This is a genomic window from Flavobacteriales bacterium (genome assembly GCA_013001705.1).
GTDB lineage: Bacteria > Bacteroidota > Bacteroidia > Flavobacteriales_D > JABDKJ01 > JABDLZ01.
In genome coordinates this window covers 1-12,092 of the sequence record JABDLZ010000138.1, presented here as the reverse complement: position 1 = coordinate 12,092, position 12,092 = coordinate 1, and the positions used below count along the sequence as shown (strand labels likewise).

The 12,092-nt window shown below is 48.7% G+C and carries 9 protein-coding genes; 3 read left to right on the top strand and 6 right to left on the bottom strand.

What is annotated here, in order from left to right:
- The 3 genes from HKN79_05715 to priA all read right to left on the bottom strand — a co-directional run.
- A partial coding sequence (locus HKN79_05715) for a septum formation inhibitor Maf (protein NNC83055.1) occupies positions 1 to 506 on the bottom strand: 506 nt, incomplete at its 3' end.
- Positions 507 to 509: 3 nt separating this feature from the next.
- Positions 510 to 1,448 (bottom strand): UbiA family prenyltransferase, encoded by a 939-nt coding sequence (locus HKN79_05710; protein ID NNC83054.1) that lies wholly within the window; start codon positions 1,446 to 1,448, stop codon positions 510 to 512.
- Positions 1,449 to 1,581: 133 nt separating this feature from the next.
- On the bottom strand, positions 1,582 to 4,107 hold the full coding sequence (gene priA, locus HKN79_05705; protein ID NNC83053.1) for a primosomal protein N': 2,526 nt from the start codon (positions 4,105 to 4,107) through the stop codon (positions 1,582 to 1,584).
- 140 nt (positions 4,108 to 4,247) lie between these two features.
- Between priA and HKN79_05700 the strand changes: the two genes are divergently transcribed.
- From HKN79_05700 to HKN79_05690, 3 genes are read left to right on the top strand one after another with little or no spacing between them, the layout of a single operon-like run.
- The gene (locus HKN79_05700; protein ID NNC83052.1) at positions 4,248 to 5,147 is read left to right on the top strand and encodes a hypothetical protein; all 900 of its coding nucleotides are present in this window, start codon (positions 4,248 to 4,250) and stop codon (positions 5,145 to 5,147) included.
- Positions 5,144 to 5,566 carry a hypothetical protein gene (locus HKN79_05695; GenBank protein ID NNC83051.1) on the top strand — a complete coding sequence of 141 codons (423 nt, stop codon included), beginning with the start codon at positions 5,144 to 5,146 and terminating at the stop codon, positions 5,564 to 5,566. Before HKN79_05700 ends, HKN79_05695 begins: the two co-directional genes overlap by 4 nt.
- A 34-nt stretch (positions 5,567 to 5,600) precedes the next feature.
- Positions 5,601 to 8,663 carry an ATP-binding cassette domain-containing protein gene (locus HKN79_05690; protein ID NNC83050.1) on the top strand — a complete coding sequence of 1,021 codons (3,063 nt, stop codon included), beginning with the start codon at positions 5,601 to 5,603 and terminating at the stop codon, positions 8,661 to 8,663.
- 29 nt (positions 8,664 to 8,692) lie between these two features.
- Here HKN79_05690 and HKN79_05685 read toward each other — a convergent pair whose 3' ends face one another.
- The 3 genes from HKN79_05685 to HKN79_05675 form a co-directional block, all read right to left on the bottom strand.
- Entirely contained in the window at positions 8,693 to 9,076 is a 384-nt protein-coding gene (locus tag HKN79_05685) for a DUF1987 domain-containing protein (protein ID NNC83049.1), read from the bottom strand.
- Positions 9,077 to 9,616 (bottom strand): hypothetical protein, encoded by a 540-nt coding sequence (locus HKN79_05680; protein NNC83048.1) that lies wholly within the window; start codon positions 9,614 to 9,616, stop codon positions 9,077 to 9,079. It lies immediately after the preceding gene.
- A gap of 58 nt (positions 9,617 to 9,674) precedes the next feature.
- The coding region (locus tag HKN79_05675) for a VCBS repeat-containing protein (protein NNC83047.1) at positions 9,675 to 12,092 on the bottom strand (2,418 nt) is incomplete at its 5' end.

Below are 12,092 nucleotides of genomic sequence, written 5' to 3'. Positions count from 1 at the left end.
GATTCTATACCCACATAGCCGATCCAATCCTGTGCACCGTATCCACCTGCTTTGTCATAGGGGCTGTAATTCTCAACGTAGTACGCGACCATTTCATCGGAGAGTTCACGGAATTCCACCGCGGTTTCATCATGGAACACGGTGTTGCTCCCTGCAGTCCGTATGCATACTCCTGTATAGACATAGTGCGTCTTGGCACTCAGGTTCTTGACCATGCGCAGGGCATCTGCTTCATCCTGAGGCTTATTGATGGTCTGTCCTTCCATCCAAACGATCGTATCTGCTGTAATGAGGATGGTGTCTTCATCCAAGTCTCCGAAAGCAATGGACTTCATCAAAGCAATGTGCTCCGGTATGCCGCCTTCTGAGAGGTGTGAGGGCCAGCTCTCATCAGTATCCCGGGTCTGTATCTCGAAATCCAGGTCTAATCCTTTGAGCAGCTGATGCCTACGTGGAGAGCCTGAGCCGAGTATGATACGCTTGTGGGAAAGTCGGTCTTTCAGCATAGCTCAAAGAAACCAAAAGAATGCGGTGCTGGCGACTCCGATGGCCATGGTAATCTTGAGCCATCTAGAGAGTCGAGCAGCTGCAGCTGACGATTTCAATTGAAAGGTAAGAACAAGAGAAATCAAGATCGGAATGAAAATGATGATCAATAGGGCCCATGTCCACACATCGGGGAACGGATCAAAGGGATGTAACAAGAAGAGGACGACAGCGGTGAGAAGCAATAGCAGGATGACCGCTGTACGGGCCATCCCTATGCCCGAGCGTGCGGCTAGCGAAGAGTATCCTCCACGGACGTCTCCTTTGACATCCTCTATGTCTTTCGCGATCTCTCTCGCCAGGGTGGCTGAGAATGCGATAAATGCATAGAACCTCATGATGTTCAAGGATAAAATGGAATCGAAGTAAGTAGCGATTCCATTGAGTGGATATGATTTGATATGATCAGTGAGATAAGGGTCGAGAAAGAGGTATGCGATGATCGGGAGCAATGCACATAGGACGGCCACCACGAAATTTCCGATCAAGACCTGCTTCTGCATCCACCTGGAATAGAACCAAAGCGATAAGGCAATGAACAGGATGACGCAGAATATGAAGATGTCTGATCGAAGGGTGGCAACAATCAGTCCAGCCAGCAGACCGGACAAAGTGAGAATGAAGTACCAGCTCATAGCCCAGTTCTTGGAAATTACCTGCCCTATCTGGTTCTTCCCGGGCGTGTTGATAGCATCGACATGTACATCCTCTATGTCATTGATGATATTGCCACCCGCTCCAAGCAATACTATGGATAAGGTAAGCAGGGCAAAGAGTACATGATGACTCTCCAAGCCATCGAGTTGTGCGATAATAGCGCCATATACTCCCCACATGGTCAGGGCCATGATGAGGAGATTCATCGGTCGCACCGTCTTCCAGAGTGCGTGCCATTTACTCATGGCAGTATGTGATTGAAATGAACTCCCCCTCTGCCCCGAATGCTCGGGACACCTCCCTCTGAGGAGGAGGACATGAATAAAGGAGCAGATAGCCTAGATATCCCCATTGCAATTGATATTGCCATTGCCCTTCTCACTGCGGGTCCACATCAATAGTGACCCTCAAGGATTTGAAATCCTTCTCAGTCCCGAATCGGTTCACAACGTCCTGAATCTGCAATTTGACCTGACTGATACTCGCTTCGCGTTCAATCTTGACGATCATCTCCATCCGGTAGCGGTCCTTGATACGGGAGATATAGGGGAATTGGGGTCCGAGTACCCGCTCACCGAGGAAGGCGCGCAGCCTGCGGGCGAGCTCATTGGCACCATGGTCCACCAGCTCCTGCTTCTTGTGACTGACCTTGAGCGTGATCATGCGCACAAAAGGGGGATACTTGAAATTCCTACGTTCCAGCAATTCTTGCTCGATAAGTCTCTCATAGCTATGGTCCACCACATTGCGCACCACCCAATGTTCAGGTTGGGCGGTCTGTATGATGACTTTCCCACGCTCACCTTTTGCATCTCTCCCGGCCCGACCCGCTACCTGGGTCATCAGTTGGTACGCGCGCTCAAAGGCTCTGAAATCGCTGCGATTGATGAGTAGATCGGCATTGAGGATGCCTACTACGGCCACATTGGCAAAGTCCAAACCTTTGGTGACCATCTGAGTGCCTATGAGCACATCGATCTTGCGCTGATCGAAGTCACTCAAGATACGGGTGTAGGCATGCTTGCCTCTGGTGGTGTCCAAGTCCATGCGTTGGATACGAGCATCAGGTAGGAGAGTGGCCATCTCGGCCTCGATCTTCTCCGTCCCGAATCCCAACATCTTCAGCTCCTTGCTTCCACAGGAGGGGCAATGCAAGGGCGGTTCTCCACTGCTCCCGCAGTAATGGCATTTCAGTAGATGGGCCGCCTTGTGATAGGTCATGCTCACATCACATCTCCTACATTCGGGAGTCCATGCACAGTCTTCACATTGCCAGAGCGGATTGTATCCTCTGCGGTTCTGAAAGAGGATGACCTGCTTTCCATCATTCAGTGCCTTGTGAAGAGATTCCATGAGTAGAGAAGAGAAATGGGAGGTCATGGTCCTACGCCTGCGTTCTCTCCCGAGATCGGCCACTAGGATCTCAGGCATACTGATGCCACCGAATCGCTTCTTCATCTCTACTTTCTTCATGCGGCCTTCATTGCACATATGGATGCTCTCCACGGATGGCGTAGCAGAACCGAGAAGGACCTGGGCACTCGTGAATCGACCTAACATCAATGCAGTGTCACGCGCTTGGTATCTGGGAGCTGGATCATACTGCTTGAAGCTACTGTCGTGTTCTTCATCGACTATGATCAAGCCCAGTTTTTGGAAAGGCAGGAATATGGACGAGCGTGCCCCGAGAATGATGCGGTGATCATGAATACCGGGTGAATTGAGATTCTGCCAGATCTCCATGCGTTCTGCCTGACTGTGATGGCTATGATAGACCGCGACCTTCTCCCCGAAATGGGATTGCAAGCGCTGGATGAGTTGAGTGGTCAATGCGATCTCTGGTACCAGATAGAGCACTTGTTCATCCCTTTGCAGATGGGTCTTGATCAATTCGATATACACCTCGGTCTTTCCAGAAGAGGTCACTCCATGCAGCAGTACAGGAAGGCCCTTGGCCATACCACTTTGTATCTCGCTTAGCGCACTGCTCTGTTCTTCGTTCAATTGAAGATCGATGGGGCTTTCTAAGCGATGGTCCTTGATGCGCCCTACCTCCTCCTTTACCTCATGCAGTATCTCTTTTTCAGTCAGGCTTTTCAGTACTCCGGGTGATACTCCGCTCTTCTCCAACAATTCCTTTTTCAGCACCGGGATCTCATTTCCGGAGCCATATCGGCTCAGCTCGATGAATCGCATGAGAATGGCCGTTTGTGCTTTGGCCCGTTTCTCCAGTTGATCGAACAGTGATTGCATGGCACTTTCCGATTCATAGGCTGGATTTAGTAGGAGGTAGGTCTCATACTTGGGCTTGTATTTTTCCTTCACCACCTCATGTAAGGAGACAGCCTTCTTGGCAATCAATCTGCTGATGGTCTGATAGGCAGCAGTATGCCCTCCGAGCATTTCGGTGAGGTCGTCCATACTCAACTCTGTACGGTGATCCAATGTGGACATGACCAAATGGCCTGGGGTATCAAGCTCAAGATCACCCGGGTCATCATACTTGCTTATCATGGTCTCGCTGCTCAACCTGAATCCAGCCGGCAGCGATGCATTGATCACATCACCGGGATAGCACATGTAGTAGGAGGCCATCCATTGGAACAGGTCCAGCTGATGGGAAGTGACTATCGCCTCGGCATCTAGTAGATCCAGTACGTATTTGGCCTGGTAGTCAGTAGGGGCCTTGTGATGGGTGGAGATCACCAATCCCGCATAGACCTTCTTTCTTCCGAATTGGACCAATGCTCGCATTCCCGGTCTGATACGATCCTCGAATTTCCTAGGTACTCGATAGGTATAACTACCAGGTACATGCAGGGGCACCACCACTTCAGCGAAGTAGGTCGATCGCTCCTCTATCGGTCGATCCATTGTGTCGATTCCATGTTCCTGACTCCCCATGGGAATATTCATGTATTGAATAACTCGGTCTAAGTGAAACCTGCTTTAGAGCCGATGCGTTGAAAAGTACAGTTGATAACTATGGAGGTGTAGAATCACTGCTACTGAGCCCGCCCTTAAATTCATCCAAAAATAAACGCATGGCAAGACAATCGACTGCATATGTGCTGATCATCTTTTCTGCTCTCCTGTTTTCTTGTGGTGGAGGCGGTACAGAAGGTGAAAGCTCAGATGATCTGACCACCTTCGATGCAGAGAAACATGCCGATTCCGATGTCATTAAATTGGACGGTGAGCTCTTCAGCATCCCATCCCCGATGCAATCCGCCATTTTCTTGAAAGAGAATGGGACCGGATTCCGAGAAGAATTGTTGATCTCACCCAGTAATCTGGATTCCTATCAGACCGGTGCTCAGAAGGCAGTGGCTCTGGGGGTCTTTGGCGCTGAACTCGGCTATGTCTCCATGTATGAAGAGAACGATAAGGCGCTATCCTACATGAATGCCGCACGCAAGATCGCTGATGACATCGGCATCTCAGGCGCCTTCAGTGAGAGGTTGATCGAACGCTTTTCCGACAATGTAGGTATGCCGGACTCCATGGTAGTACTGGTATCGGATATATACGAAGCAGCAGATGCCTATCTGAAAGGCAACGAACGGAACGATGTGGCCGCTATGGTACTCTTCGGTGGGTGGATAGAAAGTCTGCACCTGACCTGCAAAGAGGCTGAGGCCGGTAGCGAAACGATCATGAAACGGGTCGCTGAGCAGAAATCCGGTTTTGAAAGGCTGGTGAGAATGATGAGTAAATACTCGGAAAACACGTTCATGCAGGACCTACAATCCGATATCGATGATCTCAGCAAGGCATATGCTGAGGTGGAATCATCCTACATCTTCAAGCAACCCGAGGTCAATCTAGCTGAACAGAAGACCGTGCTCAAAGGAGAGGTGCTCCACCAGATGGACACCGAGACATTGAATGCGATCATTGCTTCTACCGAAGCGATCAGGAACCAAATAACCGGAACCAAATGATGAACATTGAACGAATACTGGGACTGATACTATTCATCATGTTGATCCCATCGATCGGCCAAAGTCAGTGTGATTCGATCGCTCAATTGTGTGCAACCCATATTCCCTCAGATTACATCTCAGATGGGCAGTCCTATAGAGCCTTTCTCATCGATGAGGAGACTGCTGAATTTCGGACCACCTTCTTTGAAGGGACCGATTATCGGATAGCTGCATACAGTGGATTCGAGCCGGAGAATATCATCTTCCGTCTGCTGGACACAAAACGCAATGTGCTGTATAGCAATGAAGAGTACGACATGATCTCCTTCTGGAATTTTGCTACCGAGCACACCGGGGAATATATCGTTGAAGCCCAGCTCAATACAGAGAAGACAGACTCTGGTTGTGCAGTGATTCTCATTGGGTTCTCCCGTTGAGATTCATTAGAAATGACACTTCTGAACACCGAGCATGAGCGAAAGGATTCTCAAAGCATTGATGCGACTATTTGCCATTGTGGCGGTAGGCGATGGTGAAGAGAATACAACAGGGGACTCCCGTGACATCGTAGAACAATTCTTGTTCAATCTCTTGAGCAAGAGCCTGGTCGAGGAGTATCTGGCCTTGTATGACCAGTATCACGGAGAGCACCACAAAGGATCTTCAAAGCGAAAGCGGACTTCGGTCAATTCGGTCAAAGTACTCAAGATCTGTTCGCAGATCAATGAGGAACTGACGCAACGTCAAAAGACGGTCGTTGTCATCTGGTTGCTCGAGTTCATCTATTTCAACCGCGTCCCGGATGAGCAGGAGATAGACTTCGTCAATACGGTCGCTGACACATTCAATCTCTCCCAAGAGGAGTACAAGTCCATCCGTGAATTTGTATCGACCGAATCGTCACTGGAGATGCAGAATCCTGACCTGTGCATCATCTCTTCTGATCTGGGCGAAGGGAATCCACATACCAAGCATATCCAGAGTGAAGGTCTGGAAGGCCATGTCTCTATCCTAGGTATCCGCTCGATCAATGAGTATATCATGAGATACTTCGGGCCGGACAGTCTCTATCTGAACGGTCAGGTCATCCAATCCGGTAGGTGTCACATCCTCAGCCCGGGGTCCACCATCCGGAGTAGCAAGATCAAGCCCATCTACTACAGTGACATCACCAGTGTGTTTCTGGATGAGCTCAATCAGCGCAAGGTCGTTTTTGCTGCCGATTCTATCAGCTACACCTTCCCCAATGGGAATATCGGAATCCATCCGCTGGACTTAGAAGAGGAGTCAGGTCGTATGATCGGTATCATGGGAGGTAGCGGCTCGGGTAAATCCACCCTGCTCAACGTCCTGAACGGACGATACCGACCGAGTACAGGGAATGTCACTTTGAACGGATATGACATCCACAACGACAAGGAGCAAGTCAAAGGGCAGATAGGTTATGTCGCACAGGATGATCTATTGATCGAAGAACTCACCGTCTTTCAGAACCTCTACTACACGGCCAGATTGTGCTTTGCCGGAATGACCGAGGAAGAACTGGTAGAGAAAGTGGAAAGCACCTTACTGGATCTGGGATTACTTGACCGGAAAGACCTCAAGGTGGGTAATCCATTGGAAAAGACCATCTCTGGTGGTCAGCGGAAGCGCTTGAACATTGCTCTCGAGTTGATCAGAGAACCCACAGTGCTCTTTGTGGATGAGCCTACTTCAGGGCTGTCATCGAGAGATTCGGAGAATATCATGGATCTGCTCAAAGAGCTCACCCTCAAAGGGAAATTGGTCTTTGTGGTCATCCACCAACCTTCATCGGATCTTTTCAAGATGTTCGACCGTATCTTCTTCTTGGATTATGGGGGTTATTCAGCATTCTACGGAAATCCGGTAGATAGTATCATCTATTTCAAGAAGAAAGCCTCTTTTGCCAATAGTGATGAAGGAGATTGTTTCGCCTGCGGAAATGTCAATCCCGAACTGGTCTTCAATATCCTAGAGGCGCGAGTGGTCGATGAATACGGAAACCAGACCAATACCCGGAAGGTGACTCCTGAGGAATGGTATGAGTATTACAACCAAGAGAATGAAACGGGTCGATCATCATTCAGAGCGGCAGGGGAGTTGCCGGAATCCTCTTTCCGTATCCCAGGATTATTCAACCAGTTCAAGGTATTCATCACACGGGATGTATTGGCCAAACTCACCAATAGACAGTATATGCTCATCAACCTGCTTGAGGCCCCGGCCCTAGCAGCATTGCTTGCATTCTTCCTGAAATTCCACATCCTGGAGACGAATGGATTGGAGGAGTACAAATACGTATTCCGGCTCAATGAGAATATTCCTCAGTTCATCTTCATCTCCGTGATCGTAGCCCTTTTCATCGGATTGACGGTGAGTAGTGAAGAGATCATCCGGGATAGGAGGATACGGAAGAGGGAGTCCTTCCTCGATCTGAGTAGAGGAAGCTATATCAGCTCCAAGATCGCGGTCATGTTCGGTCTGGCTGCTATACAGATGATCCTGTATGTGATCGTCGGAGCCTTTATTCTGGAGATCAAGGGCATGGCGCTGTACTATTGGGTGGCACTGTTCAGCACCTGTGCGTTTGCCAATATCCTCGGGCTCAATATCTCGGCAAACTTCAATTCGGCCAAGGTCATCTATATACTCATCCCAGTGATGATCATCCCTCAACTCCTTTTCAGTGGAGTGATCGTGTCATTCGATAAGCTGCACCCCACCTTTGCCTCTCAGAAAGGCGTGCCGCTGATCGGGAACATCATGGCCAGTAGATGGGCCTATGAAGGCTTGGCGGTTGCCCAGTTCAAGCACAATGCTTATGCACAGGAATTCTATCCACTGGATCAGTTGAGATACTATTCTAACTGGAAGAAAGACTCATGGATCAATGAACTCACCAATAAAGTATCTGCCGTCAGACGGAATCTGGATGACGAAGAGAAGCAGATATACGTGCAACATGACCTTGCGCTCTTGCACAATGAGCTCTCTGAAGAAACAGATTTGATACAAGGGCTTGAATTCCCATATCTGGACCGGCTCAATGTGATGGATATCAACGAGAGTATCTTGGATGAGACAGATGCTTATCTGGAGATCCTGACCAAGCACTATCGATCGGTATTCAATACGGCCGAGTTGAAGAAAGAGCAGAAGATAGAGGCCTTTCAAAAACAAGACCCCGATTTCCAGACCCTCTTCAACGTCTACAGCAATGAGAGCTTGGAGAAGTTCGCTACCAACAAGAACGGCTTGAAGTCCATCATGGAGTCCCAGGGAGAACTCATCCAGAAGAAGGATGTGGTCTATGCATTACCAGAACGTGGAGGATTATTGGAATCTCCATTCTACAGCCCTGAGAAATATCTCGCTGGGAGGGTCACAGATACCTTCTGGGCCAATGTGATCGTTATCTGGATGATGACCCTGTTTCTCACATTCACCCTGTACACAGACATCTTCATTGTCCTCAGGCGATGGTATTTCAGCCTGAGGTACAGAAAGAAGTAGGAATCGAAGAGTAAGGAAAGTGGAGTGGGTCAGAACCCCTCCACCTCTTTCATTTGGAATGGGATATCGATGATGGCATCGTAGTCCTCACCGGCTTCTAACATATCCTCATCATCTGCTTCGTAGAACCAGTTGACGGTGACATTGTTCCCGCTCTTCTTGATGTTCTCCAATTTCTTGAAAACATCCAGAATGCACTTGGAAGAGCTCGTATTGAAATACTCCAATTTCACATCCAGAACGGTGTCGCTCTGTGGGCTTTCAGCGTATTGATCCAACCAATTGAGGATACTGCTGTAGAATTCCACAGAATTCTCAGGTATACTCCTACCACTCAATAAGAACTTTCCATCAGTCGATGAGAATTGGACTTCTGGAGTCTTAGGTGATCCTTCTATATTGATATCTTCCATCTATTGGTCAGCGATTTTTACGTTTAGACTAAAAAATGAATTGAACTCATCCACGGCCACTATGCCATAGTCCAATTTATCTTCTGATTTACGGGCAATGTCGATTATCCCCAATCCACCACCTCCTTTGTCGGAATAGGTGTCATTGTTGAGTACTTTTCTATATAGGTTTTTCAGTTCTCCCGCATCCATGGCATTGATCTCCCTGATACGTGATCGGAGTCTGTCAACGTCCTGTGATGAGATATAGTTTCCAGTGATCACTGAATACCCGTTGGCATTCTTGACCACCATCACAATGATTGACTCCTCTTTGGCAGGGTCTTGCTTACTATGGTGGTAGAGATTCTGTAAACACTCCACTAAGACATGATAGACCCTTTTCCTGGTGCGGTTGTCGGTCTTGAAGTCCTCCAGTTTCTTTTCTATCACAGATAAGATGGAGTGCAACATGTCTTGGTTGAGATGACCTTTGAATGAGAGCATGATGTTCTCCTTCTCCATACGGTCATAGATCTCATATACGTCTATATTGCCCATATACGAACAAATGTAATCCTACGCTCTGCACGGTTTGCAGCGACTTATCAAGATATCTTCACGGACTTGTTAATTGCTCAGGGCTTAGGTGGTAGAAGAGGGGAGTGTCCTTGTTTCTCCAAGCACACAGGGTAGACACGCCCCCTAAGTCAATGATATCCAGCCCTTTGACCCACCCTTGGAGGCGCAGTCCGGCCTCTTGGAATCCTAGTACCTCGAATTCTCCATCTCCATTCTGTATGAGAACCGTTCCTATTCCTGCGTCATAAGAACCGGTTTGTATGGGAGTATACAGCTCATTTCCCGCCAGTATGATGTCCTTATCCCCATCAGCATCCACATCATATATGACGATATCATTTACACTACTGATCTGGGCCAAGTCAGGTAAAGCACTCGAGGTGAAACGCTGACCATCCCAGCGCAGGATCATACTCTTCATCTCATTGATCTCATAGATGCTCGCCTGAGCCAGTGAGGGACCGAATATCTGCTCCAGACTCTTTCCAGCAACATCTTCATAGAAGGTGAACTTCTGATTGAGCATGGGGAACTGATCCTTCAGGTAAGTAAAAGTGCGGTCGGGATGATAGTGCTTGCCTTGTTTATAGGCCAGCATGATGTCGCTCTTGCCATTGCTATCGAGGTCTCCGAGATACATACGCAAGGGATGGTCACTCGATACTCGGTATTTGGAATTGGTCCCGAGATTTCCCAGAAGTATTTCCATCTGACCATCACCATCTAGGTCCTCACAGTGCACTGAGCGCCAGAAACCTTGGATATCGGGTACTATTTCAGTGTTCAGGCCAATCTTTCCATTCTCATTGATGAAGATGTGAGGAGTCTGCCATTCACACACCACCAGGAGGTCTTCATCCCCATCTCCATCCAGATCACCCCACGTGGCATCTGTGACCATACCCAGCTTATCGAATCCAGTGACCGATTCTCCGATAGAGGTGAATGTACCTCCCTTGTTCTCCAGTAAGAACGATATGGGTGCCTTGCCATACGATCCTGGAATGGAACGTATCCCGATGAATGCATCGCTATCTCCATCAGCGTCTACATCAGCAAATGTGACACAAGAAGTGCTGCTCATCATCCTAGGAAGTACATCTTCTCGCCACTCGAAATTCCCCTTTCCATCATTGAATAGGAGCCTGTCCAGATAGGCCTGATGGGTGACACCACGTTCTACACCGCCCGCACCGATGAACAGATCGAGATCGCCATCTCCATCCACATCCTCGAATGCGGCCACTACGGACTCCTCTGAACTGAATGCAGACCAAGGGCCGTCCTTAAGCTCGAATCCGGAAGCGCCTTGAAGGTAGAGCGCACATGACTGATCATGTGAGCCGGTCATGAATATATCGGTCAGTCCATCTCCGTTCACATCTCCGGTGCAAACACCGGGGCCTTGCATTCCCAATCGGAAAGGGAGTTGTTTCTCGAAATCGAACTCGTTGAGCACCTTGTCCTCATGTTTGAAATCGAGTCCTTGGGGCTGAGTCGCTTGAAAAATTGGACGTGGTTCTGGAGGGGTATATTCCTCCACAGCATCTTCATATCGAATGTTCAGCACCGATCCTCCGGGAATATTCTGCTTGACTTCCATGGCCCCATCAGGCCATATGATAACGAGATCATCGACTAAAGCAGATTCACCCAGCCCGATGTGCAGATAATCCGGAACGGCTGACTCGAAACCTCGTGTCCTTCTCAATTCTCGGACCATGGTCTCTTCTCCTACCTGTGCTCTTATTCTTACTCCTTCAGCCCCGGGATTGTCTTTGGGTCCATTGAATTCAAGCCGTAGGAAATTATTTCCATTGCTGCTCAAATTCTCATAAAGGAAGACGGGGTCAGGTTCGAGTTGGAGATTGACATTGTTGATGACCAGTTCAAGATCGCCATCATTGTCAAGATCTGCATAGGACGCTCCGCTGCTGAATGAACGGTGTTCCAGCCCTATGGACTTGGCCACATTCTCAAACTGTAGGTCACCGTGATTCTTATAGAGGTAGTTACGTAGTTTGGTGGATTTACATATGGTGTTGAACTCTTCACGGGTCATGCGCCTGCCTTGATCCTGTATCACCTTGGAGCGTTTGATGTAGTCCTTATCCTGCATGTCGCGCAGATAGCCATTGGACACGAATACATCCTGATGACCATCGTTAGCGAAATCCGCAATGAGCGTGGACCAACTCCAGTCTGTGGCCTCCATCCCGGTCATCAACGCGATATCAGCGAAATGGTCCATCCCGGTATTGAGGAATAATCCGTTGCGCGTGTATTGGTGGTGGAATCCCACGTCTTGGAATACGTAGTAGTTCTTTTCAGACAGGTCAGAAAGGTTGAGGAGTTTGCGCTTATAGTTCTCTGGCATCATCTCCACGACCTCCAGGTCCAATAGTCCATCGTTGTTGATGTCGGCTGCATCTATGCCCATGCTGTAGTATGGGAT

Bases quoted from the DNA above. Each gene is read 5' to 3' on its own strand.
- HKN79_05690 (NNC83050.1), top strand. From the start codon at position 5,601: ATGAGCGAAAGGATTCTCAAAGCATTGATGCGACTATTTGCCATTGTG.
- priA (NNC83053.1), bottom strand. From the start codon at position 4,107: ATGGGGAGTCAGGAACATGGAATCGACACAATGGATCGACCGATAGAG.
- HKN79_05700 (NNC83052.1), top strand. From the start codon at position 4,248: ATGGCAAGACAATCGACTGCATATGTGCTGATCATCTTTTCTGCTCTC.
- HKN79_05695 (NNC83051.1), top strand. From the start codon at position 5,144: ATGATGAACATTGAACGAATACTGGGACTGATACTATTCATCATGTTG.
- HKN79_05685 (NNC83049.1), bottom strand. From the start codon at position 9,076: ATGGAAGATATCAATATAGAAGGATCACCTAAGACTCCAGAAGTCCAA.
- HKN79_05680 (NNC83048.1), bottom strand. From the start codon at position 9,616: ATGGGCAATATAGACGTATATGAGATCTATGACCGTATGGAGAAGGAG.
- HKN79_05710 (NNC83054.1), bottom strand. From the start codon at position 1,448: ATGAGTAAATGGCACGCACTCTGGAAGACGGTGCGACCGATGAATCTC.